The following is a 24,606-nucleotide window of genomic DNA, read 5'->3' as shown; positions in this document are numbered from 1 at the left end:
TTGCTGGCAGTGCCCGTCAGGCCTTGCCCGATGGCAGTCTGGAAACCAGGCGCAGCGACACCGTCAGCCCTTCGAGCTGGTAGTGCGGCCGCAAGTAGAACCTGGCTTGGTAGTAGCCGGGGTTGCCCTCGACGTCCTCGACCACCACTTCGGCGCCGGCCAAGGGTTTGCGGGCCTTGTCGGCATCGGTCGCGGTGGCGGGGTTGTGCTCGACGTAACGGCCGATCCAGTTGTTCAGCCAGACCTGCATGTCGCCGCGTTCCTTGAACGAGCCGACCTTGTCGCGCACGATGCACTTGAGGTAGTGGGCAAAGCGGCAGGTGGCGAACAGGTACGGCAGGCGCGCGGCCAGGTTGGCGTTGGCGGTGGCGTCGGGGTCGTCGTACTCGGCCGGTTTATGCAACGACTGCGCGCCGATGAACGCCGCCAGGTCGCTGTTCTTCTTGTGCACCAGGGGCATGAAGCCGTTCCTGGCCAGCTCCGCCTCGCGCCGGTCGCTGATGGCGATCTCGGTCGGGCAGGTCATGTCGACACCGCCGTCATCGGTCGGGAACGTATGCACCGGCAGCCCACCCACCGCGCCGCCCGACTCGATGCCGCGAATCTGCGAACACCAGCCGTAGTGCTTGAACGAGCGGTTGATGTTCACCGCCATGGCGTAGGCGGCATTGGCCCAGGTGAAGCTTTGCCCGGCCGTGCCTTCGGTGATTTCCTCGAAATCGAAGTCATCCACCGGGTTGGTCCTGGCGCCATAGGGCGCGCGGGCCAGGAAGCGCGGCATCGCCAGGCCCACGTAGCGCGAGTCCTCGGCGCTGCGCAAGCTGCGCCAGGCCGCGTGCTCCGGGGTCTGGAACAGCTTGCTCAGGTCGCGCGGGTTGGCCAGTTCCTGCCAGGACTCCATCAGCATCACACTGGGGTCGGCGGCGGTGATCAACGGGCAATGGGCAGCGGCGCTGACCTTGGCCATCTGGCTCAGCAGGTCGACGTCCGGCGCACTGTTGCCGAAGTAGTAGTCGGCCACGAATGCGCCGTAGGGCTCACCGCCGAACTGGCCATACTCCTCTTCGTAGAGCTTCTTGAAGATCGGGCTCTGGTCCCAGGCCACCCCCTTGAACTTGCGCAAGGTCTTGTGCACGTCCTGTTTGGAAATGTTCATCACCCGGATCTTCAGCGACTCGTCGGACTCGGTGTTGCTCACCAGGTAGTGCAGGCCGCGCCAGGCGCTTTCCAGCGACTGGAACGCGGCGTGGTGAAGGATGAGGTTGATCTGCTCCGAGAGCTTGCGATCGAGTTCGGCGATCATGCCTTCGACGCTGCCGAGCACGTCGCCGGCAATCAGTTGGGTACTCTGCAGCGCCTGTTCCGCCAGGCTGCGCACGGCGCTTTCGACGGCTTCCTGGGCCTGGTCTGTCTTGGGCCTGAAGGCTTTCTGCAAGAGGCTGGCGAAGTCACCGGCGTCGGTGTCGCCGGCCACCGCAGGCTCCATCGCCTGGTGCGCTTGGGGAGTGGACATTGCAGCATCTCTCGTGGGTTGGGATTGAGGCCTGGCGCTACCGCGCAGGGCATTCAGTCGGGGCTGGCTTCCGCCGGTTTGCCGGCACTGCCCAGCGCCTTGAGCAACGCGGGGTCTGCGAGCAAACGGGCGAGCAGTGCTTCGGCGTCGGTCTTGCCATCCATGTAGGTCAGCAGGTTGGCCAGCTGGGTGCGTGCTTCGAGCAGGGCCGCGAGTGCCGGGACCTTGCGCGCGACGGTGCCGGGGCCGAAGTCGTCCATGCGCTCGAAGGTGACCTCCACCGGCAGGTTGCCCTCGCCGGTCAGGGTGTTGGCGACCTGGAAGGCCACGCGCGGCTTCATCGACTTGAGGCGCTCGTCGAAGTTGTCGCTGTCGATCTCCAGGAACTTGCGCTCGGCCACGGGCGCGAGGGGTTCGGCCGGCGTGCCGGAGAGGTCGGCAAACACCCCCATGACAAACGGCAACTGCACGGTCTTTTCCGCGCCGTAGATCTCCACGTCGTATTCGATCTGGACCCGCGGTGCACGGTTGCGGGCGATGAACTTCTGACTGTTTTCAGCCATGGGGCTACTCCTGTGACGGGGGCATCGATGGGTCTTCTGGTACGCTCAGTCGTCGCTGCGGATGCCACTCACCTGGGCCATCTGCGCCAGCCCGTCGGGGGCCAGGTCCTGCAGCAGCTCGATGAAATTCAGGTCCAGCAACTTGCCTGCGCGCTGCAACAGCAGCGGCACCGGGCTGCCGGGCTCGTGCACGGCGAAATAGCGACAGAGCTGATCGAGGGCCTGGCGCACGTCCTCGCGGCTGTCGATCGGCCCCCTCGGTGCGGCGCCTGCGACGCTCGCGAGCGCCGCCTCGGCCGGCAGCGTGGCGGGCAACTGCGGCAGGCGCTGGCGCAAGCAGCCGGCGCCCCGCTGCAACAACGATGTCAAGGCGCTGAGGTCAAGGGCACGGCTGCAGCCGACCTGCTCGGTCAACAGCGCCTCGATGCGCCGGCTGGCCTGGCAGGCTTGTTCGAGCCACGCCAGGGTCGCGGCGAGCGGCCCATGCCCGGCTTGCTGGAACATGGCCTCGATCAGGGCCATGTCCTGCTCGCCTGCACGGCGTGGGTCGTCACTGCCCTGGTCGATGTCACGCAGGCTGGCCCGGCCCAGCCCCGCTACCTCGACCAAGGGTGTCGCACGCAGGTCGCGCAGCAGCCCGACGCCGTCGCACAGGCCAGCCAGGCTGTTGATGCGCAACTGCGGGTCGTTGTCTTCGTCGGGGTCCAGCTGCGGATGCACGTGCTGCCAATGCTCGGCCAGCAGCACCTCGATCAGTGCCAGGCCTGCTGCCAGGCCGGCGACGCCGTGAAGGTGCAGTTCGGCGCGGGTGAGGTACATGGCCAGGCGCAGGTCGCGGCTGCGCCTGCCCAGGGCCAGGGCCAAGCTGTGGACGCGCTTCCAGTCCGGGGCGACGGCCTCGGTCAGGGTCGCGCCGTACTCGACGTCCGGCGTGCCCTGGGCCGCGTACTCGAGGGCCAGGAAGTCGGCATCGTACTCAAGGTTTTCTCCGCACGGCGAGGCGGCACTCAAGGCGTCGGTCAACGCGGCCAGGTGGTCGCAAAGGTGCATCGGCGTACCCCGTCAGCAGGCAAATTCTGCGAAGAGAACAACCGGGGCCGAAGGTTTATTCCGGGGGCGGAATGAATATTTTCGCCGTGCCCAACCGGGGAAATGCTTGAGGGTTCCAGCCATCTGCGACGGGGTTCTTACTTCACACCCTGCAACAGACCGGCTCAGCGACAGTGATGTCCATGGGTATGCGAGGGGGCTCCGCCAGCCGGCAACTGACTGCCAGCCCCTCAATCATGAAAGCGAACGATCATGCCGAACACCGGTACCCACCTCGCCACCCTGCTGCCCCCCCTGGTTCCGCGCCTGCGAGCATTCGCCCTGCGCCTGTCCGGCGACCCCCACGACGCCGAAGACCTGGTCCAACTGGCCTGCGTGCGCGCCCTGGAGCGCGCGCACCAGCTCAAGCCTGGCTCCTCGCCCTTGAGCTGGACCTTCAGCATCGTCCATTCCATCTGGATCAACGAAGTGCGCTCGCGCCAGGTACGTGGCCGCGCTTGCGTGGAGTGGGACGACAGCACCATCGATGCCATCCGCGACCCTGCCGCACACCCGCCGGAATGCGCGCTGATGCACGCCCAGTTGCTCGAGGCGCTGTACCGGCTGCCCGAGCGGCAGCGCGAAGTGATGCTGCGGGTGGCCATCGAGCGCTTCAGCTATCGGGAAACCGCCGAGCAGCTGGGCATTCCCATCGGTACGGTGATGAGCCGCATTTCCCGCGCCAGGCAAACGCTCGGCGCACTCCACGAAGAGCCGCCGAGCGCCGCTGCCAGGGCTAGGCCGCCATCTGCCCGCTGACGATATCCATGTGCGCCAGGCGCAACGCTGCGTTGGCTTGCTTCATGGGGTTTCTCCTCAGGCATTTCTGGTTGTCTGGACCGGCCCGCGCAGCGCCACGCTGCCCAGCGCGTAATACAACGCGCCGCCGAGCAACGACCCGGTGAACCAGCCATAGTCGTAGAACCAGCTGAAACGGCTGTCGCCGATGGCCAGCACGGTCAGCGCCACCGGCAAGGCGAAGGCGGCAAAGCCCGCCCAGTTCCACGCCGGGTACACGTCATCGCGGTACAGCCCGGCCAGGTCCAGCTGCTGGCGACGGATCAGGAAGTAGTCCACCACCATGATCCCGGCAATCGGCCCGAGCAGGCTGGAATACCCCAGCAACCAGTTGGAATAGACACTTTCCAGGCTCAGGTCGGAGACGATCCAGCCAAGCTTCTTGAGCAGTTCATGGCCCATCAGCGCCAGGCCGATGAAGCCGGTCAGCCACACCGCGCGGCTGCGCCCGATCAGGCGCGGGGCGATGTTCTGGAAGTCGTTGGTTGGCGAGACGATGTTGGCGGCGGTATTGGTCGACAGGGTGGCGACCACGATCAGCGCCATGGCCAGCGCCACCCAGCCAGGGCTGTGGATCTTGCCTATCAGGCTTACCGGGTCGGACACCGTTTCACCGACCAGCTGCGCCGACGCGGCGGTCATCACCACGCCCAGCGCGGCGAACAGGAACATGGTGAGCGGCAGGCCGAAGATCTGCCCGAGGATCTGGTCCTTCTGGCTCTTGGCGTAGCGGCTGAAATCGGGAATGTTCAGCGACAGCGTGGCCCAAAAACCGACCATGGCGGTGAGCCCGGCGCAGAAGTAGCCGACCACGCTGGCGCCTTCCGGGCGCTTGGGCGGCTGCGCCAGCAGCTCGGTCATCGACATGTGCGGCAAGGCCCAGAACAGCAGGCCCAAGCCCACCGCCACCAGCAACGGCGCCGACAACGTCTCGAGCCACTTGATCGACTCGGCGCCACGCAGCACCACCCACAGGTTCAGCGCCCAGAACACCATGAAGCCGATCACCTCGCCGGTGCCGCCCAGGGCCTTCCAGCCGTCGAACAGCGAGCCAAGGAACAGGTGGATGGCCAGGCCGCCGAACATCGTCTGGATACCGAACCAGCCGCACGCCACCACCGCGCGGATCAGGCACGGCACGTTCGAGCCGAAAATACCGAACGACGAGCGCAGCAACACCGGGAACGGGATGCCGTACTTGGTGCCGGGGAACGCGTTGAGGGTCAACGGGATCAGCACGATCAGGTTGGCCAGCAGGATCGCCAGCAGCGCCTCGCCCACGCTCAGGCCGAAGTAGGCTGTGAGCACCCCGCCCAGGGTGTAGGTCGGCACGCAGATGGACATGCCCACCCACAGCGCGGTGATGTGCCACTGGTTCCAGGTGCGCTGGTGCACCTGGGTCGGCGCGATGTCGTGGTTGTAGCGCGGGCTGTCGAGGACGTCGCTGCCCGGGGACAGCTCGAACAGGCCATCCTGCTCGATCACTTGCGATCTGCTCTGTTGCATGGGGCCTTCTCCAGATTTCTTCTAGTTGTCTGCTCATCGGGCTGATGCGATGGCCGGAGTACACACCACCGTACTGCACCTCCGGTCCGGCCTGACGGTTGTGGCCGAACTCAAATTACGTGCCGGGTTGGCTTGCGCCCGCCCCGCCGGCCGCCGCCGACCGGAGGTAATCAACTGATCTGCAAAGCATTGTTGCGCGCCAGAAACAGGCACGCGGTACCTTGCGCCTGTTCCATTCGCCACCTTGGGCCGGCCCTGGCCCCCGCACCGTGTTTCAAAGCGGTGCAGCCCGGTCTTTCAACGGCGCCGCCTGCGCCTCGACACCGGGTTTCAAGCGGCTGATTTTGCATGGAAAATCTCGACCAGATTTTCATCTTGTCAAGTGCGTCAAAATGGTGAAAGGCCTCACCATTTTGGTAACTCATAATTTTTATTCATATAAATCAATGCTTTATAAAAGTCATAAGCTCATAAATTATTTTCTTGAACAATCGAGAGTTCGCATCTAGATTCCAATCTTGTCAGGTCTGGCAAGATTATTACCCTCTCCTCCAGCCCCTGACACATAACAATTCAAGAACCGGCACAGACCGGTCAGCCTGCGAGGAAGACGGCATGTCCCTGTTGATCCGTGGCGCCACCGTGGTCACCCACGAAGAGAGCTATCCCGCTGATGTCCTGTGTGTCGATGGCCAGATCCGCGCCATCGGCAAAGACCTCGAACCGCCCACCGACTGCGAAATCCTCGACGGCAGCGGCCGTTACCTGATGCCCGGCGGCATCGACCCGCACACCCACATGCAGTTGCCCTTCATGGGCACCGTGGCCAGCGAGGACTTCTTCAGCGGCACTGCCGCGGGGCTGGCCGGCGGCACCACGTCGATCATCGACTTCGTCATTCCCAACCCCCGGCAGTCGCTGCTGGAAGCCTTCCACACCTGGCGTGGCTGGGCGCAGAAAAGCGCATCCGACTACGGCTTCCACGTCGCCATCACCTGGTGGAGCGAGCAGGTGGCCGAAGAGATGGGCGAGCTGGTGAGCCAGCATGGGGTCAACAGCTTCAAGCACTTCATGGCCTACAAGAACGCCATCATGGCCGCCGACGACACCCTGGTGGCCAGCTTCGAGCGCTGCCTGCAACTGGGCGCGGTGCCCACCGTGCATGCCGAGAACGGCGAGCTGGTGTACCACCTGCAGAACAAACTGCTGGCCCAGGGCCTGACCGGGCCGGAGGCGCACCCGCTGTCGCGCCCTTCGCAGGTCGAGGGCGAGGCCGCCAGCCGGGCCATCCGCATCGCCGAAACCCTCGGCACACCGCTGTACGTGGTGCACATCTCCAGCCGCGAGGCGCTGGATGAAATCACCTACGCCCGGGCCAAGGGCCAGCCGGTGTACGGCGAGGTACTGCCCGGCCACCTGCTGATCGACGACAGCGTCTACCGCCACCCGGACTGGAGCACCGCTGCCGGCTATGTGATGAGCCCGCCGTTCCGCCCGCGCGAGCACCAGGAAGCACTCTGGCGCGGCCTGCAATCGGGCAACCTGCATACCACCGCCACCGACCACTGCTGCTTCTGCGCCGAGCAGAAGGCCATGGGCCGCAACGACTTCAGCCGCATCCCCAACGGTACCGCCGGCATCGAGGACCGCATGGCGGTGCTGTGGGATGCCGGGGTCAACAGCGGACGCCTGTCGATGCACGAGTTCGTCGCGCTCACCTCGACCAATACCGCGAAGATCTTCAACCTGTTCCCGCGCAAGGGTGCCATCCGCGTCGGCGCCGATGCCGACCTGGTGCTGTGGGACCCCCAGGGCACGCGGACCATTTCCGCCCAGACCCACCACCAGCGGGTCGACTTCAACATCTTCGAAGGCCGCACCGTGCGCGGCATCCCCAGCCACACCATCAGCCAGGGCAAGCTGCTCTGGGCCGATGGCGACCTGCGCGCCGAACCTGGCGCCGGCCGCTACGTGGAACGCCCGGCCTACCCCTCGGTGTACGAGGTGCTGGGCCGCCGCGCCGAGCAGCAGCGCCCGAGCCCCGTGCAGCGCTGAGGCCATTGGGGCTGCTGCGCAGCCCTTTCGCGATGCAAGGCCGCTCCTGCAGGAGATCGCGGTCCTTGTAGGAGCGGCCTTGTGTCGCGAAAAGGGCGCGTAGCGCCCTCAAGCCCTCAAACCAAGCCCCATGAACAAGAGAGGCTACCCACCGTGATCGATGCCCTGAACCACTTGCCGCGCCCACGCGCCGGCAGCGACCCGCTGGACGAGCGCTTCAGCGACCTCGCCCCGCCCCTCACCGCCCGCCAGGCCGCCGTGGAAAGCGCGCGCTGCCTGTACTGCTACGACGCCCCGTGCGTCAACGCCTGCCCCAGCGAGATCGACATCCCGTCGTTCATCCACCGCATCAGCGACGAGAACCTGCAAGGCGCCGCCGAACGCATCCTGTCGGCCAACATCCTCGGCGGCAGCTGCGCCCGCGTATGCCCCACCGAGGTCCTCTGCCAGCAGGCCTGCGTGCGCAACAACGCCCAGGAATGCGCGCCGGTGCTGATCGGCCAGTTGCAGCGCTACGCCCTGGACAACGCCGGTTTCAGCGAACACCCGTTCCAGCGCTCGCCCGCCACCGGCAAGCGCATTGCCGTGGTCGGTGCCGGCCCCGCCGGGTTGTCGTGCGCTCACCGCCTGGCCATGCACGGCCATGACGTGGTGGTGTTCGAAGCCTGCGACAAGGCCGGCGGCCTCAACGAATACGGCATCGCCCGCTACAAGCTGGTGGACGACTATGCCCAGCGCGAAGTCGAATTCCTGCTGGGCATCGGCGGCATCGAGATCCGCCACGGCCAGCGCCTGGGTGGCAACCTTGCCCTGGGCGAACTGCGCGACCAGTACCATGCGGTGTTCCTCGGCCTGGGCCTGAACGCCGTGCGCCAGCTCGGGCTGCCCGCCGAAGAAGCCCCCGGCATGCTCGCCGCCACGGCCTACATCCGCGAACTGCGCCAGGCCGACGACCTGTCGCAACTGCCGCTGGCCGACCGCTGCCTGGTGATCGGCGCCGGCAACACCGCCATCGACATGGCGGTGCAGATGAGCCGCCTGGGCGCCCGCGACGTCAACCTGGTGTACCGCCGCGGCCCTGCCGACATGGGCGCCACCGGCCACGAGCAGGACATCGCCAAGGCCAACCAGGTGCGCCTGCACACCTGGGCCCGGCCCGACGCCGTGCTGCTCGATGACGACGGCCGCGTGCGCGGCATGCGCTTCATGCGCACCGAACTGGCCGAGGGCCGCCTGGGCGATACCGGCGAAACCTACGAGCTGGCCGCCGACGCGATCTTCAAGGCCATCGGCCAGGGGTTCGACGACAGCAGCCTGGCCGACCCGCTGGCCGCGCAACTGGCCCGCGACGGCGAGCGCATCCGCGTCGACGCACAGATGCGCACCAGCCTGCCGGGCGTCTACGCCGGCGGCGACTGCACGGCGCTGGGCCAGGACCTCACCGTCCAGGCGGTGCAACACGGCAAGCTGGCCGCCGAGGCCATCCATGCCCAACTCATGCTCAACCTGGAGGCAGCGTAAATGGCCGACCTGTCCATCGAATTCGCTGGTATCAAGGCACCCAACCCCTTCTGGCTGGCCTCCGCGCCGCCGACCGACAAGGCCTACAACGTGGTCCGCGCCTTCGAGGCCGGTTGGGGTGGGGTAGTCTGGAAAACCCTTGGCGAGGACCCGGCGGCGGTCAACGTGTCGTCGCGCTACTCCGCGCACTACGGCCCCAACCGCCAGGTGCAGGGCATCAACAACATCGAGCTGATCACCGACCGCTCGCTGGAAATCAACCTGCGGGAAATTACCCAGGTGAAGAAGGACTGGCCCGACCGCGCGCTGATCGTGTCGTTGATGGTGCCGTGCGAGGAGGCGTCGTGGAAGTTCATCCTGCCGCTGGTGGAAGCCACCGGCGCCGATGGCATCGAGCTGAACTTCGGCTGCCCGCACGGCATGCCCGAGCGCGGCATGGGCGCGGCGGTCGGCCAGGTGCCGGAGTATGTGGAAATGGTCACCCGCTGGTGCAAGACGCACTGCTCGCTGCCGGTGATCGTCAAGCTCACACCGAACATCACCGACATCCGCCAGTCGGCCCGCGCGGCGCACCGTGGCGGCGCCGATGCGGTGTCGCTGATCAACACCATCAACTCGATCACCAGCGTCGACCTGGAGCGCATGGTCGCCCACCCCATCGTCGGCGACCAGAGCACCCACGGTGGCTACTGCGGTTCGGCGGTGAAGCCGATCGCCTTGAACATGGTCGCCGAAATCGCCCGCGACCCGCAGACCCGGGGCCTGCCGATCTGCGGCATCGGCGGCATCGGCAACTGGCGTGACGCCGCCGAGTTCATCGCCCTGGGCAGTGGCGCGGTGCAGGTGTGCACGGCGGCGATGCTGCATGGCTTTCGCATCGTCGAGGACATGCAGGACGGCCTGGCGCGCTGGATGGACCAGCAGGGGCATCGCAACCTGGAGGCGTTCCGCGGGCAGGCGGTGGGGCATACCACCGACTGGAAGTACCTGGACATCAACTACAAGTCGGTGGCCCATATCGACCCGGCAGCGTGCATTGGTTGCGGGCGTTGCCACATCGCCTGCGAGGACACGTCGCACCAGGCGATCGCCAGCACGCTCAAGGCCGATGGCACGCATGCCTACAGCGTGATCGAGGAGGAATGCGTGGGCTGCAACCTGTGCCAGATCACCTGCCCGGTGGAAAGTTGCATCGAGATGGTCGCGCAGGAGACTGGCAAGCCTTACCTGAACTGGACGCAGGATCCGCGCAACCCTTACCGTGAGGCCAGTTGAGGCTGATGACCAGGCCTTGTAGGAGCGGCCTTGTGTCGCGAAAGGGCCGCGAAGCGGCCCCGGATTTTCAGCTTCGCAGCAGATATTCCTGGGGCCGCTTCGCGGCCCTTTCGCGACACAAGGCCGCTCCTACAATGGGCCGTTTCAGGGTTCCAGGCCGATCCCGCGCAGGATCACACAGGTCACCGTCTGCACCGCTCGCTCGAAGGCCACGTCCGACAGCGGCTCACCCTCGTTGAGCAGCGCCACCTGGTAGCCGAAGTCGGCATAGTGCTGGGTCGAGGCCCAGATCATGTACAGCAACGCCGATGGCTCCACCGGCAAGATCCGCCCCTCCGCCACCCAGCGACGGATCTTGTCTTCCTTGAGCCTGGCCCAGGGCACCAGGCTTTCGCCCAGGCTCGCACCCAGCACCGGCGCCCCGTGCAGCATTTCCTCGGCCCAGATCTTCGAGCCCAGCGACCGCGATCGCGAATGGCCCATCTTGGCGCGAATGTAGCTGGTCAGCACCACCCTCGGGTCGTCGAAGTTCTCGAAGCACAGCGCATCCTGCTTCCAGACCTCCAGCAGGTCCTGCAGCACTGCGCGGAACAGTTCGTCCTTGGTGCTGAAGTAGTAATGCAGGTTGGAGCGCGGCAGCTCGGCCTGTTCGGCGATATCACCCATGGACGTGGCGCCGTAGCCCTTGTCGGCGAACACCTTTTCGGCGGCGAGGAGGATCTTCTCGATATTGCGCCGGCGGATTTCGATCTTGTGGTTGGCCATGGAGGGTCCGGAAGCGGCGGGAACCGCTCAAGGCTAACAGTTTTGCAGCCAACCGTGAGCTCGCCAGTGATGAACACGCGCGCCCTTTCGACGATCCGGGGCCGTGCACAGCTAGCCACAATTCGCCCTGTCCCGCACCGGGCACTGCGCCCGGTGCAGGTTCAGGGCACTGTTGATGATGCCGATATGGCTGAACGCCTGGGGGAAGTTGCCGAGCATGCGCCCGCCGACGGGGTCGTACTGCTCGGCCAGCAGGCCGACGTCGTTGCACAGGCCGGCGAGCGTTGCGTACAGCGCCTGCGCCTCGGCTTCGCGGCCCAGCAGCACATAGACGTCGGCCAGCCAGAACGAACACACCAGGAAGGTACCCTCCCCGGGCGTCAGCCCGTCGCTGCAGCTGTCGCTGTCGTAGCGCAGCAGCAGGCCGTTCTTCAGCAGGCGCTGCTCGATCCGCGCCAGGGTGCGCTGGAAACGCGGGTCGGCGGCGGGCAGGAAACCGGTCAGGGCGATCTGCAGCAGGCTGGCATCCAGCTCGCTCGAACCGTAGGCCTGGACGAAGTGCTGGCCTTGCGCATCCAGCCCGCGCGCGCAGACCTCGCGATGAATCTCGTCGGCCACCTGGCGGTAATGCTTGCCGCGCTCGCGGCCTTCCTCGGTGGTGTCCGCCAGGCCCGCGGCACGGTCGAAGGCCACCCAGGCCATGACCTTGGAATGCACGAAATGCTGGCGCCCACCGCGCACCTCCCAGAGCCCCTCGTCGGGCTCACGCCAGATGCGCTCGACATAGGGCAGGATCAGGCGCGAGATCGCCGCACTGCGCGGGTGGCGTGGCAAGCCGCCCTTGATCGCCTGGGCCATGGCATCGGCCAGTTCGCCGTAGATGTCCAGTTGCACCTGCTCCGACGCCGCATTGCCGACCCGCACCGGTTGCGATTGCTCGTAGCCGGCCAGCCACGGCAGGGTGTATTCCTGCAGATCACGCTCTCCGGCCAGGCCGTACATGATCTGCATCTGCTCCGGGTTGCCGGCCACCGAGCGCAGCAACCACTCGCGCCAGGCCTGGGCCTCGTCGAAGTAGCCCAGGTTCATGAACGCCAGCAGGGTCATGGTGGCGTCGCGCAGCCAGCAGAAACGGTAGTCCCAGTTGCGCTCGTGGCCGATGCGCTCGGGCAACGACGTGGTGATGGCCGCGACGATGCCGCCGGTGGGGGCGAAGGTCATGGCCTTGAGGGTCAGCAGCGAGCGACGTACCAGGCCCGTGTAGGCACCGACGTCCGGGCAACGGTCGGCGAACGCCTGCCAGTGCTCGTGGGTGTGCTGCAAGGCCTGGTCGATGTCGCAATCGGGCTGCACCGGCAGGTGCGAAGGCTGGTGACGCAGGCTGAATACCTGGCGTTCGCCGGCAGCCACGCGCAAGCGGGCGACGGTGTGATGGTCCTGGGCGTGGGTGGTGACGGTGCTGGCCAGGATCAGGCGGTCGGGGCCGGCGACCGCGCTGAGGGTCATCGGGTCGAGCTTTTCCACCCAGGGCACGCTGCGTCCGTAGTCGAAGCGCATGACCAGGTCCATTTCGAAATGGGTTTCCCCCGCAAGGCCCTCGACGATGCGCACCACCGAATTGACTTCGTCCAGGGGCATGAAATCCAGGACCCGGGCGCGGCCGCTGGCGGTGACCCAGGTGGTTTCCAGCACCAGGGTGTCGCCCAGGTACTGGCGGCTGATGTGCTCGACCGGGTCGCTGGGGGCCAGGCGCCAGCGGCCGTTCTCTTCGTTGCCCAGCAAGGCGGCGAACACTGCCGGGGCGTCGAAGCGCGGCAGGCACAACCAGTCGAGGGAGCCGTCGCGGCTGACCAGGGCGGCGCTGCGGCAATTGCCGAGCAGGGCGTAGTCTTCGATGTGGGCGGGCATTGCACCTCCTTGAATGGGGTTGCCTGCTCGGGCCTCTTCGAGGCGTCGAACCGCCGCGAAGAGGCCGGCACGTTCACCCCAGTTTGTGCCACTCCCGCTTGTCGCGGGTCAGCAGCTCATTACCAGCCTCCGGCCCATCCTCCCCAGCCGGGTATGGGTGCACATCACCGTCCTGCGCCCAGGCATCGAGAAACGGCTGCACCGCGCGCCAGCCGTTCTCGATGTTGTCGGCGCGCTGGAACAGGGTCTGGTCTCCGGTCAGGCAGTCGTAGATCAGCGTTTCATAGCCGGTCGCCGGGGTCATCTTGAAGAAGTCCTTGTAGGCGAAGCCCAGCTCGACGTTCTCCATCACCAGCTCAGGCCCCGGCCGCTTGGCCTGCAGGTCGAACCACATGCCTTCGTTGGGCTGGATCTGGATCTTCAGGTAGTTGGGCTTGGGCCGTTCCAGTTCCGACTCGCGGAACTGCGCGTAGGGCGCCGGCTTGAAGCAGATGGCGATCTCGGTGTCGCGCACGCTCATGCGCTTGCCGGTGCGCAGGTAGAACGGCACCCCGGCCCAGCGCCAGTTGTCGATCATCACCTTGAGCGCCACGTAGGTTTCGGTCTGGCTGTCGGGCGCGACGTTGGCTTCCTCGCGATACCCCGGCAGGCGCTTGCGGCCTTGCTTGCCGGCCGCGTACTGGCCGCGCACCGAGTTCTTCAGGGCCATCTTCGCCGACCACGGGCGGATCGCGCCGATCACCTTGGCCTTCTCGCCACGCACGGCATCGGCGCCAAACGCCGCCGGGGGCTCCATGGCGACCATCGCCAGGAGCTGGAACAGGTGGTTGGGGACCATGTCACGCAGCGCACCGGTGTTGTCGTAGAACGCACCGCGGGTCTCGACCCCGACCGTCTCGGCGGCGGTGATCTGCACATGGTCGATGTAGTGGTTGTTCCAGAACGACTCGAACAGCCCGTTGGAAAAGCGGCTGACCAGGATGTTCTGCACCGTCTCCTTGCCCAGGTAATGGTCGATGCGGTAGATCTGCCGCTCGCTCATCACCTTCAGCAGGCAGGCGTTGAGTGCCTCGGCGCTGGCCAGGTCGGTGCCGAAGGGCTTCTCCACCACGATCCGCCGAAAACCGCCGGCCGACTCGTCGAGCAGGCCGGCCTCGCCCAGGCGCTGGGCCACTTCCGGGAAGAAGCGCGGCGAGGTGGCCAGGTAGAAGATGGCGTTGCCATGGCGCGTCGCCTCGATGCGCCTGGCCAGTGCCGCGTAGGTGGCGGGGTCGAGGAAGTCGCCGGTCTGGTAGTCCAGGCGCTTGGCCAGGCGTGCCCAGAGCTTCTCGTCCAGGCACTTGGCGGCACCCTCGCCGGCCTTGTCGCGCGCCTGCATGAAGGCATGCAGGCGCTCGGTAAATTCGTCGGCCGTGGCCGGGTTGTGATCGACACCCACGATACGCAGGTTGCGGTCCAGCAACCCGTCACGGCTGAGGTTGTAGAGCGCCGGCATCAGCAGGCGCTTGACCAGATCACCGTTGGCGCCGAACAGAAACAGGGTGCAAGGCGGGGCAGCAGGAATGGTCTGTTGGGTCATCAGTCTTTTTTCTCGACGTGGCCACCGAAGCCCAGGCGCATGGCGGACAGGATCTTGTCGCCGTAGGTGCCCTGTTGCTGGCGCGAACGGAAGCGGGCGAACAACGCGCTGGACAGCACCGGTACCGGCACCGCCTGCTCGACGGCGGCGTCGATGGTCCAGCGGCCTTCGCCACTGTCGGACACCGAGCCACTGAACGCCGACAGTTGCGGGTCGGCCACCAGGGCATCGGCGGTGAGGTCGAGCAGCCACGAAGTGACCACGCTGCCCCGGCGCCAGACCTCGGCGATCTCGCCCACGTCGAGGTCGAAGCGCTGGTCTTCCGGCAGCTCGTCGCCGCCCTTGCTGCGCAGCAGGTCGAAACCTTCGGCGTAGGCCTGCATCAGGCCGTACTCGATGCCGTTGTGCACCATCTTCACGTAGTGCCCGGCGCCAGGCGGGCCGGCGTGGATGTAGCCGTGCTCGGCGCGCCCGTGCTCACCGCTGCGGCCGTGGGTGCGCGGGATGTCGCCGACGCCGGGGGCCAGCGTCTTGAACAGGGGTTCCAGGCGCTCGAACACGTCCTTCTCGCCACCGATCATCATGCAGTAGCCGCGGTCCAGGCCCCACACCCCGCCGGAGGTGCCGACGTCCAGGTAATGCAGGCCGCGCTTGGCCAGCTCGGCGGCGCGGCGCATGTCGTCCTTGTAGAAGGTGTTGCCGCCGTCGATGATCGCATCGCCAGGCTCCAGCAGTTCGGCCAGCTGGGCGATGGTCTGCTCGGTCGGCTCACCGGCCGGCAGCATGACCCACACCGCGCGCGGCGCCTTGAGCTTCTGCACCAGCGCACCCAGGTCATGGGCGCCTTGCGCCCCCTCGCCTTCCAGGCCGACGACGGCATCACGGTTGCGGTCGTGCACCACGGTGCGGTGACCGGCGCGCATCAGCCGCCTTGCGATATTGCCGCCCATGCGGCCCAGCCCGACGATTCCCAATTGCATGAGCAGATGCTCCTCTTGCGTAATAGATGACAACATTTTCAGCGTTTCAGATTAGTCCAGCACACCGCCCGAGGGTTCAGCGACGAACGGCGTGACCACGTTAAACAAAAAAGTTCCCAGGGGAAGCAAAAGAATTCAGAATGCGCGCCGCGTGAAGCGACTACGCTTTAACTGTCACCAGCCAAAACCGCGAGGTGTGCTCATGGGTACCTTGATGCCTGCTACCCCAACCCAGACCCTCTATGTCTCCGTGCGCCGCGACGAGCTGCGCCAGTTGAAGGACGAGCGTGACCAGCTGCGCCAGCAGGTCTCCCAGTTGCACAGGCTGCTGGAACAGGCGCGTGTCGAAGGCAAGCCCGTCAGCCTCTGATTCTTCCCTTCCCTGCGGTGGGGGCGTAATGCTCCCACATTGCTGCCTCTGCTGCACCAGCACAGTGCAAATCAGCGCCATCAGCCACACCTTGGCGCACTGACGAAAACCCCGCGCACCGCCTTCGAACACCCTCGTTCACATCCCGTCACATACGCCAACGTTTGCGTCTGGCCCGCGTCATAACGAAAGTGACCAGTGGGTCACCTTTTTATCTCCAGCTCTCCTACACTCAGGTTTCGGCCCGCCATTTGCTCAGAGGAAGAGCGACGTAAAAAAGTCGAACTTTTGGAAATGGTGGTGGGTCAGGAACTAAGTAGGCCAAACGCAAAGGGACTTCCCGCGCACGGCCCGCCAACCCCTACCAGTTCAATCGCCTTCGGCCGGAATGCCGATCGCGTCGTGCCTGTGCGCACGACTTCGGGGCATGGATTGCTACACGCATCTACAGAATCAGAGAGAACCAACACGATATAACGCAACGGGTGCCAGCCACCCGGCCAACGCTTAGGGACGGAGAGAAGTATGATCAGTGCCGCTGTCGAGCCTCACGTAGATTCATTCAACCCGGACAACCGCGAGCCGCTCACCCCGGACTTCGCCAAGACAGGCACGGCACCTGGCGCCCAGCGCCAGCACAACCCGAACAAACGCAAGATCCTGTTCGTCACCTCGGAAATCGCCGACCTGGTGAAGACCGGCGGCCTCGGCGACGTCTCCGCCGCCCTGCCCCGCGCCCTGGCGCACCTGCACGATGTGCGGGTGCTGATCCCTGGCTACCCGCAAGTGGTGGAAAGCGACAACCCGATCCATATCGTCGGCGAACTGGGCGGCCACGCCGCCCTGCCGCCATGCAAGATCGGCCGCATGGACATGGCCGACGGCCTGGTCATCTATGTGCTGATCTGCCCCGAACTGTACCAGCGCGAAGGCACGCCCTACGGCGCCAACAATGGCCGTGACTGGCCCGACAACCACATCCGCTTCGCCCGCCTGGGCCTGGCGGCGGCGGAGATCGCCGCCGGCGAAGGCATGATCCACTGGCAGCCCGAAGTGGTCCACGCCCACGACTGGCCCGCCGGCCTGGCCCCGGCCTACATGCACTGGCGCGGGCTGAACACGCCGACCCTGTTCACCATCCACAACCTGGCCTACCAGGGCGTGTACAGCCGTGGCTGCAGCCCGGAGCTGGCGATCCCCGACCATGCCATGCAGCAGGAAGGCATGGAGTTCTACGGCAAGCTGTCGTTCCTCAAGGCGGGCCTGGCCTACTCGAGCCACATCACCACGGTCAGCGCCACCTACGCCCGGGAAATCACCACAGCGGAATTCGGCTGCGGCCTCGATGGCTTCCTCGCCAGCAAAGCCCAGCAAGGCTTGCTTGGCGGCATTCCCAATGGCATCGACGAAAGCTGGGACTCGGCCACCGACCAGCACCTGCAGCACAACTTCAGCATCAACGACTGGGACGGCAAGGCACGCAATGCCGCCGCCGTGCGCCAGTTGTTCGAGCTGGAGGCGTCCGAAGGCCCGCTATTTGCCGTGGTCTCGCGGCTGGTCTACCAGAAGGGCCTGGACCTGACCCTGGGCGTGGCCGACTACATCGTCGAACAGGGCGGGCAGATCGCGATCATCGGCCGTGGCGAGCCGGAAGAGGAACAGGCCATGCGCGAGCTGGCCCTGCGTCACCCTGGCCGCATCGGCGTGCGCATCGGCTTCAACGAGACCGACGCGCGGCGCATGTTCGCCGGCAGCGACTTCCTGCTGATGCCATCGCGCTACGAGCCCTGTGGCCTCAGCCAGATGTACGCGCAGCGCTTCGGCTCGCTGCCGGTGGCACGCAATACCGGCGGCCTGGCCGACACCATCGAGAATGGCGTCACCGGCTTCCTGTTCGACGAATCGACCGTCGAGAGCTACCGCGAAGCCCTGGGCCGGGCCTTCTACATCTATGCCAAGAAGGACCTGCTCAACGCCATGCGCTGCCTGTCCATGACCCAGCCGTTCAACTGGTGCCAGGCGGTGGAACCCTACGCCCGCCTCTACGAGGACCTGGTCAAGCAGGCACAACTGGGCCACTACTGAGCGGGGATGGACGATGCACAGACATGGCGCACACCTGCTGGACGCCACGTCGGCGCGCTTCGCCCTGTGGGCACCGGATGCGCGCAGCGTGAGCCTGGAACTGGAGCAGCAGCCCTCGATCGAGCTGCAGCCCGAGGACAACGGCTGGTACACGGGGGTTGCCCCGTGCCAGGCCGGTGACCGCTATCACTACCGCATCGACGGCCGGTTGCAGGTGGCCGACCCGGCTTCGCGCTTTCAGCCCGAAGGCGTGCAGGGGCCGAGCCAGGTGGTCGACACCGCCGCCTACGCCTGGCAACACCCCTGGCACGGCCGCCCGTGGCACGAGGCGGTGATCCAGGAGCTGCACGTCGGGGTGCTCGAAGGCTACCCCGGCGTTGCCCGGCACCTGCCGCGCCTGGCGGCGCTGGGCATCAGCGCCATCGAACTGATGCCCCTGGGGCAGTTCCCCGGCGAGCGCAACTGGGGCTACGACGGCGTGCTGCCCTACGCGCCGCAGCACAGCTACGGCAGCCCCGAACAATTGTGCGCGCTGGTCGACCAGGCCCACGGCCAGGGCCTGATGGTGCTGGTGGACGTGGTGTACAACCACTTCGGCCCGGACGGCAACCACCTGCACCAGTACGCCAGCCCGTTCTTCCGTGAAGACCGCCAGACCCCCTGGGGCGCGGCCATCGATTTTCGTCGCCGCGAGGTGCGCGAGTACTTCATCCAGAACGCCCTGATGTGGCTGTGCGACTACCGCTGCGACGGCCTGCGCCTGGATGCCGTGCACGCCATCGACCAGCCCGACTTCCTGGTCGAGCTGGCCCAGCGCGTGCGCGCCGCCGTCGAGCCCGGCCGCCAGGTGTGGCTGGTGCTGGAAAACGAACACAACCAGGCCTCCCTGCTCGAACAGGGCTTCGACGCCCAGTGGAACGACGACGGCCACAACGCCCTGCATGTGTTGCTGACCGGCGAAACCGAAGGCTACTACGCCGACTACCAGGCCAGGCCCATCGACAAGCTGGCCCGCTGCCTGAGCGAAGGCTTCGTCTTCCAGGGCCAGGCCAACCGCCACGGCACGCCGCGCGGCGAGCCCAGCGGGCACCTGGCGCCCAGTGCCTTCGTGCTGTTCCTGCAGAACCACGACCAGATCGGCAACCGCGCCCTGGGCGAGCGCCTGACCCGCCTGTGCCCGCCGCCGGCCCTGCGCGCGGCCACCGGCCTGCTGCTGCTGGCACCGATGATCCCGCTGCTGTTCATGGGCGACGACGATGGCAGCTGCCGGCCGTTCCTGTTCTTCACCGACTTCCACGACGAACTGGCCGACGCCGTGCGCGAAGGCCGACGCGGCGAGTTCGCCCACTTCAAGGCATTCGCCGACCCGGAGCAGCGCGAGCATATTCCCGACCCCAACGCCGAGCAGACCTTCGAAGCGTCACGCCCGACAAGCCAGGAGGTCATCGCCGGCTGGCACGGCCTCTACCAGCAACTGCTCGACCTGCGCCGACGCCATGTCATCCCGCACCTGCCCGGCAGCCAGGCGCTGGGCGCCGAAGTCCTCGGCGACAAGGCACTGACCGCACGCTGGCGCCTGGGCGATGGCAACACCCTGCGCATCGACCTGAACCTGGCGGCCACGCCCCAGGCCGTCGAACTGCCCAGCGCCGAACGCCGGCTGTTCGACAGCAGCGACACCACGCACCCCGATTCCGCGCTGTCCGCCCACTGCTGCGTGGTCAGCCTGCTTCCACCTGGCCAGGAGCGCCCATGAGCGAAACCGCCCTGCACCAACTGGCCGCCCGCGTCGGGCTGGCCCGCGACTGGATCGACGCCAACAACCGCCCCCAGCAGGTCAGCGACGAGGTGCTGCGCAAGGTCCTCGAGGGGCTGGGCCACCCCGCCGACGACGAACCGGCCATCCAGGCCAGCCTGCGCGCCGTGGAGGCCGCCGAAGACAGCGATCACCTGCCGCCGCTGCTGACCGCCGAGCAGGACCAGCCGCTGCCCCTGCACCGCTACTTCCCGCCCGGCAGTGCCGTGCGCTGCACCCTGGAAAGCAACCGCCTGCAGGACCTGACCCTGGATGCCCAGGGCAACCTGCCCGGCGGCCTGCCGGTCGGCTATCACCTGCTGCACATCAACGACCGCAGTTTCACCCTCGCCGTGGCGCCACCACGCTGCCACAGCCTGGCTGATGCCGTGGCCGAACCGCCAGCGCGGCTCTGGGGCCTGGCCGTGCAACTCTACAGCCTGCGGCGCACCGGCGATGGCGGCTTCGGCGACTGCCTGGCCCTGGAGCAACTGGCCCGCAGCGCCGCCGAGCGCGGCGCCGATGCCCTGGCGATCAGCCCGGTGCACGCGCTGTCGGCAGTCGACCAGCAGCACTACAGCCCCTACTCGCCGTCCAGCCGGCTGTTGCTCAATACCCTCTACGCCAGCCCCGCCGCGCTGCTGGGCGAGCGCGCCGTGCGCATCGCGATCGAGGCCTGCGGCCTGGAGCAGGTGCTCGAGGACCTGGAGCAGCGCCCCCTGGTCGACTGGCCACGCGCCGCCGATGCCCGCTTGCGCCTGCTCGAAGCGCTGTACCAGGATTTCAGCCAGGCCGACCACCCGCTGCGCAAGGACTTCGACAGTTTCCGCGAAGCCCGTGGCCAGGCCCTGGAGCACCATTGCCGCTTCGAGGTGCTGCAGGCGCAAGCCATGGAGCACGGCCTGGGCGCCGACTGGCGCCACTGGCCGAGTGCCTGGCACGACCCTTATCACCCGGAAGTCGAAGCCTTCGCCAACGCCTATCCGGCCAAGGTCGAGTTCCATGCCTTCTGCCAGTGGCTGACCGAGCGCAGCCTGCAACGTGCCCAGCACGCCGCACGCAGCAACGGCATGGCGATCGGCCTGATCGCCGACCTGGCGGTCGGTGCCGACGGCGCCGGCAGCCAGGCCTGGAGCCGCCAGGACGAGCTGCTGGCCGACCTCAAGGTCGGTGCACCGCCCGATATCCTCAACCGCTCCGGCCAGGACTGGGGCATCTGCGCCTTCTCCCCCGAAGGCCTCAAGCGCAATGGCTACCGCGCCTTCATCGAGATGCTGCGGGCCAACCTGGCCCACGCTGGCGGCCTGCGCATCGACCATGTCATGGGCCTGCGCCGGCTGTGGTTGATCCCGCGTGGCTGCAAGCCCAGCGAAGGCGCCTACCTGCACTACCCGCTGGACGACCTGCTGCGCCTGCTGGCCCTGGAATCGGTGCGTCACCAGGCGATCATCCTCGGCGAAGACCTCGGCACCGTGCCCGAAGGCCTGCGCGAGCAACTGGCGGCCAAGGCCGTGCTGGGCATGCGCGTGCTGCCCTTCGAACAGACCCGGCCGGGCCACTTCAAGCCGATCCTCGACTGGCCGGACAACGCCCTGGCCACCACCGGCACCCACGACCTGGCGCCCCTGGCCGGCTGGCTGCAGAGCCGCGACATCGACTGGAACCACCGCCTGCAACTGATCGACGCCGCCACCGAGCTGCACTGGCGCCACGAGCGGCATAAGGAAAGCGAAGGCCTGCGCCATACCCTGGAAGCCAACTACGGCCCGCAGCAGGACAACGACGCCGTGATCGATGCCGCCATCCGCTACGTTGGTCACACCCGCGCCCCCTTGGTGCTGATCCCGCTGGAAGACCTGCTCGGCAGCGACGAGCAGCCCAACCTGCCAGGCACCACGAGCGGCCACCCCAACTGGCGCCGCCGCTTTGCCGCCCCCGTGCGCGAACTGCTGGATGACGAACACGCCGCACGGCGCCTGGAGCTGCTGGCCCAGGCCCGCGAGCAAGCCTGGGAGCGCGACCGATGAAACCGTTGAGCGCCACCTTGCGCGTGCAATTTCACAGCGACTTCACCCTCGACGACGCGGTGCCGCTGGTGCCCTATTTCGCCCAGCTGGGCATCAGCCACCTGTATGCCTCGCCGATCCTCAAGGCCCGTGCCGGCTCGCGCCACGGCTACGACGTGGTCGACCCGACCCAGGTCAACCCGGAACTCGGCGGCGAGGCCGCGCTGCAACGGCTGGTGGCCGCGCTGCGCCAGCATGGCATGGGCCTGCTGCTCGATACCGTGTCCAACCACATGGCCGTGGGCGGCGCCGACAACCCCTGGTGGCAGAGCCTGCTGGCGTGGGGCAGGCGCAGCCCCTACGCGGAATTCTTCGATATCCAGTGGCACTCCAGCGACCCCCTGCTGGCCGGCCAGCTGCTGCTGCCGTTCCTCGGCAGCGACTATGGCACTGCCCTGAAGAACGGCGAAATGCCCTTGCAGTTCGACCCGCACCTGGGCCAGTTGCAAGTCGCTCACCACGAACATCGTTTCCCGATCTGCCCGCTGGACTACGGCTGGATTCTCGCGCAGAGCCCCGAGCCTGCGCTGGCGGCCCTGGCCGAACACTTCACCGCCCTGGGCGACGCCGCCGCCCCCCTGGCCGACGCCCTGCCCTTGCACGCCGAACTGGCACGCCTGGTGCGTGACGGCGCCGACCTGCAATCGGCCCTGCTCGCCTTCGACAGCCGCAGCGAAGCCGGCTTCAAGCGCCTGCACCTGCTGCTCGAACGCCAGACCTACCGCCTGGCCAGCTGGCGCACCGCCGCCGACGACATCAACTGGCGGCGCTTCTTCGACATCAACGAGCTCGGCGGCCTGCGGGTGGAGCGCGCGGTGGTGTTCGAGGCGACCCACGCCAAACTGTTCGAGCTGATCGAGCGTGGCCTGGTGGACGGCCTGCGCATCGACCACATCGACGGCCTGGCCGACCCGCGCGGCTACTGCCGCAAGCTGCGCCGCCGGGTCGACGGCCTGCTCGCCCGGCGCCCGCTGAATGCCGCGCTTGAGCACTTTCCGATCTATGTCGAGAAGATCCTTGGCGCCGGCGAGCACCTGCACCGCGACTGGCTCACCGACGGCACCACCGGCTACGAGTTCATGAACCAGGTGTCGCTGCTGCAGCATGACCCGGCCGGGGAAGCGCCGCTGACCGAGCTGTGGGCCACGCTCAGCGAGCGGCCGGACTTTGCCGAAGAGGTGCGCCAGGCCCGTCACCTGGTGCTCAACGCGAGCCTGGCCGGCGACTGCGAGTCGGTGGCCCAGGCCCTGCTGCAAGTCGCCCGCGACGACCTGATGACCCGCGACCTGACCCTCGGCGCCATCCGCCGCGCGTTGCAGGCGCTGGTCGCGCATTACCCGGTGTATCGCACGTATTTCAACGCCTGTGGCCGCCCGGCCGAGGACGAGCGGTTCTTCCAGCAGGCCCTGGCCAATGCCCGCCAGGACCTGGCCGAAGCCGACTGGCCATTGCTCGACCAGCTCGCCCAGTGGCTCGGCGGCCAGCCCTGGCGCCACCTGCCGCCGGGCCGCCCGCGCAAGCACCTGCGCCATGCCTGCGTGCGCTTCCAGCAGCTCACCGCGCCCAGTGCCGCCAAGGCCGTGGAAGACACCGCCTTCTACCGCTCGGCACGGCTGCTGTCACGCAACGACGTGGGTTTCGAGGCCGAGCTTTTCAGCGCCGCGCCGGCGCATTTCCACAACGAGGCCCAGCGCCGCCTGCGCGACTTCCCCGACTGCCTGCTGGCCACCGCCACCCACGACCACAAGCGCGGTGAAGACACCCGCGCGCGCCTGGCCGTGCTGAGCGAGCGCGGCGCCTGGTTCGCCAGCCGCGTCGAGCACTGGCGCGAGCTGGCCGCGCCGCTGCGCCAAGCCCTCGACGATGGCCTGGCGCCCAGCCCTGCTGACGAGCTGCTGCTGTTGCAGACACTGCTCGGCAGCTGGCCGCTGGCGCTGGACCTGCAGGATGACAACGCCCTGCGCCAGTACGCCGAGCGCATCCGCCAGTGGCAGCAGAAGGCCCTGCGCGAGGCCAAGCTGCGCAGCAGCTGGAGCGCGCCGAACGAGGCCTACGAAGCGGCCTGTGCCGCCTATGTCGATGGCCTGCTGCTGGATCGGGAAAACCAGCAACTGCGCCGCTCGCTGGCCGATGCGGCGCAACTGCTCGCCTGCCCCGGCGCCCTCAACGGCCTGGTCCAGGCCCTGCTGCGCATGACCGTGCCCGGTGTCCCCGACCTGTACCAGGGCAACGAGTACTGGGATTTCAGCCTGGTCGACCCGGACAACCGCCGCGCCGTGGACTACGCTTGCAGGCGTCGCACCCTGGACGACGCCACGCCGCCGGGCGAGCTGCTGGCGCACTGGCGTGACGGCCGTCTCAAGCAGGCACTGGTGGCCCGCGTGCTGGATTGCCGCCAGGCCCACGCCGAGCTGTTCCGCCGCGGCGCCTACCTGCCGCTGACCGTGCAGGGCCGGCATGCCGACCAGGTCATCGCCTTTGCCCGCCTGGGTGAAGACGAACGCGCCATCATCGTTGCACCGCGCCTGGCCAGCGGCCTGCTGGGCAGCGCCACGATACCGTTGATCCCGGCTCAGAACTGGGACGACACCCGGGTGATCTTGCCGTTTGCCTTGTCGCCTGCCAACTCGACTGGACTTTTTCCCAGCGCAGCGGTCAGCCCTTCTAGGGAGCTGATGTTGAGCGCCGTGCTGGCGGAGTTTCCGGTCAACCTGTTGATACAACAATCTTGAGCATCA

The 24,606-nt window shown here is 67.1% G+C and carries 17 protein-coding genes; 9 read left to right on the top strand and 8 right to left on the bottom strand.

Going from position 1 to position 24,606, the window contains the following annotated elements:
* Positions 1–16: 16 nt before the first annotated feature.
* From tssC to tssA, 3 genes are read right to left on the bottom strand one after another with little or no spacing between them, the layout of a single operon-like run.
* Positions 17–1,513, bottom strand: coding sequence for a type VI secretion system contractile sheath large subunit (gene tssC, locus ACIP21_RS03150; RefSeq protein ID WP_400683844.1), 1,497 nt, complete (start codon positions 1,511–1,513; stop codon positions 17–19).
* A gap of 53 nt (positions 1,514–1,566) precedes the next feature.
* The gene (gene tssB / locus ACIP21_RS03145; RefSeq protein WP_400683842.1) at positions 1,567–2,076 is read right to left on the bottom strand and encodes a type VI secretion system contractile sheath small subunit; all 510 of its coding nucleotides are present in this window, start codon (positions 2,074–2,076) and stop codon (positions 1,567–1,569) included.
* Between the two features lie 45 nt (positions 2,077–2,121).
* A complete protein-coding gene (gene tssA, locus ACIP21_RS03140; RefSeq protein WP_400683840.1) occupies positions 2,122–3,126 on the bottom strand; it encodes a type VI secretion system protein TssA in 1,005 nt (334 codons plus the stop codon).
* Positions 3,127–3,378: 252 nt separating this feature from the next.
* Between tssA and ACIP21_RS03135 the strand changes: the two genes are divergently transcribed.
* Complete coding sequence (locus ACIP21_RS03135) at positions 3,379–3,924, top strand: RNA polymerase sigma factor (RefSeq protein ID WP_400683838.1); 546 nt, start codon at positions 3,379–3,381, stop codon at positions 3,922–3,924.
* Positions 3,925–3,981: 57 nt separating this feature from the next.
* Here ACIP21_RS03135 and ACIP21_RS03130 read toward each other — a convergent pair whose 3' ends face one another.
* Positions 3,982–5,469: an NCS1 family nucleobase:cation symporter-1 gene (locus tag ACIP21_RS03130; RefSeq protein ID WP_400683836.1), complete on the bottom strand. Its 1,488-nt coding sequence runs from the start codon at positions 5,467–5,469 to the stop codon at positions 3,982–3,984.
* Between the two features lie 615 nt (positions 5,470–6,084).
* On the opposite strand from ACIP21_RS03130, the gene hydA reads away from it, so the two are divergent.
* From hydA to preA, 3 genes are all read left to right on the top strand, one after another.
* The gene (gene hydA / locus ACIP21_RS03125; protein ID WP_400683834.1) at positions 6,085–7,524 is read left to right on the top strand and encodes a dihydropyrimidinase; all 1,440 of its coding nucleotides are present in this window, start codon (positions 6,085–6,087) and stop codon (positions 7,522–7,524) included.
* Between the two features lie 153 nt (positions 7,525–7,677).
* Positions 7,678–9,045, top strand: coding sequence for an NAD(P)-dependent oxidoreductase (locus ACIP21_RS03120; protein ID WP_400683832.1), 1,368 nt, complete (start codon positions 7,678–7,680; stop codon positions 9,043–9,045).
* Entirely contained in the window at positions 9,046–10,320 is a 1,275-nt protein-coding gene (gene preA, locus ACIP21_RS03115; RefSeq protein ID WP_400683830.1) for an NAD-dependent dihydropyrimidine dehydrogenase subunit PreA, read from the top strand. It begins immediately after the preceding gene.
* A 144-nt stretch (positions 10,321–10,464) separates the two neighbouring features.
* Here the strand turns inward: preA and ACIP21_RS03110 are convergent, their stop codons facing one another.
* From ACIP21_RS03110 to gnd, 4 genes are all read right to left on the bottom strand, one after another.
* Complete coding sequence (locus ACIP21_RS03110; RefSeq protein ID WP_400683828.1) at positions 10,465–11,085, bottom strand: TetR/AcrR family transcriptional regulator; 621 nt, start codon at positions 11,083–11,085, stop codon at positions 10,465–10,467.
* A gap of 111 nt (positions 11,086–11,196) precedes the next feature.
* Positions 11,197–12,993: a glycoside hydrolase family 15 protein gene (locus ACIP21_RS03105; protein WP_400683826.1), complete on the bottom strand. Its 1,797-nt coding sequence runs from the start codon at positions 12,991–12,993 to the stop codon at positions 11,197–11,199.
* A 73-nt stretch (positions 12,994–13,066) separates the two neighbouring features.
* On the bottom strand, positions 13,067–14,572 hold the full coding sequence (gene zwf / locus ACIP21_RS03100; RefSeq protein WP_400683824.1) for a glucose-6-phosphate dehydrogenase: 1,506 nt from the start codon (positions 14,570–14,572) through the stop codon (positions 13,067–13,069).
* A complete protein-coding gene (gnd, locus tag ACIP21_RS03095; protein ID WP_400683822.1) occupies positions 14,572–15,552 on the bottom strand; it encodes a phosphogluconate dehydrogenase (NAD(+)-dependent, decarboxylating) in 981 nt (326 codons plus the stop codon). The genes zwf and gnd overlap by 1 nt, the downstream gene beginning before the upstream one ends.
* A gap of 202 nt (positions 15,553–15,754) precedes the next feature.
* Here gnd and ACIP21_RS03090 point away from each other — a divergent pair, with 202 nt between their 5' ends.
* From ACIP21_RS03090 to ACIP21_RS03070, 5 genes are all read left to right on the top strand, one after another.
* Positions 15,755–15,922, top strand: coding sequence for a DUF6026 family protein (locus tag ACIP21_RS03090; RefSeq protein WP_400683820.1), 168 nt, complete (start codon positions 15,755–15,757; stop codon positions 15,920–15,922).
* A 525-nt stretch (positions 15,923–16,447) separates the two neighbouring features.
* On the top strand, positions 16,448–18,007 hold the full coding sequence (gene glgA, locus ACIP21_RS03085) for a glycogen synthase GlgA (protein ID WP_400683818.1): 1,560 nt from the start codon (positions 16,448–16,450) through the stop codon (positions 18,005–18,007).
* Between the two features lie 13 nt (positions 18,008–18,020).
* Entirely contained in the window at positions 18,021–19,763 is a 1,743-nt protein-coding gene (treZ, locus tag ACIP21_RS03080; protein ID WP_400683816.1) for a malto-oligosyltrehalose trehalohydrolase, read from the top strand.
* On the top strand, positions 19,760–21,829 hold the full coding sequence (gene malQ / locus ACIP21_RS03075; RefSeq protein WP_400683814.1) for a 4-alpha-glucanotransferase: 2,070 nt from the start codon (positions 19,760–19,762) through the stop codon (positions 21,827–21,829). Before treZ ends, malQ begins: the two co-directional genes overlap by 4 nt.
* Complete coding sequence (locus tag ACIP21_RS03070) at positions 21,826–24,600, top strand: malto-oligosyltrehalose synthase (RefSeq protein ID WP_400683812.1); 2,775 nt, start codon at positions 21,826–21,828, stop codon at positions 24,598–24,600. Before malQ ends, ACIP21_RS03070 begins: the two co-directional genes overlap by 4 nt.
* Positions 24,601–24,606 lie beyond the last annotated feature (6 nt).

Source organism: Pseudomonas sp. NPDC089401 (genome assembly GCF_044749485.1).
Taxonomy (GTDB): Bacteria; Pseudomonadota; Gammaproteobacteria; order Pseudomonadales; family Pseudomonadaceae; genus Aquipseudomonas.
This window is presented reverse-complemented; position numbering and strand designations above follow the sequence as displayed.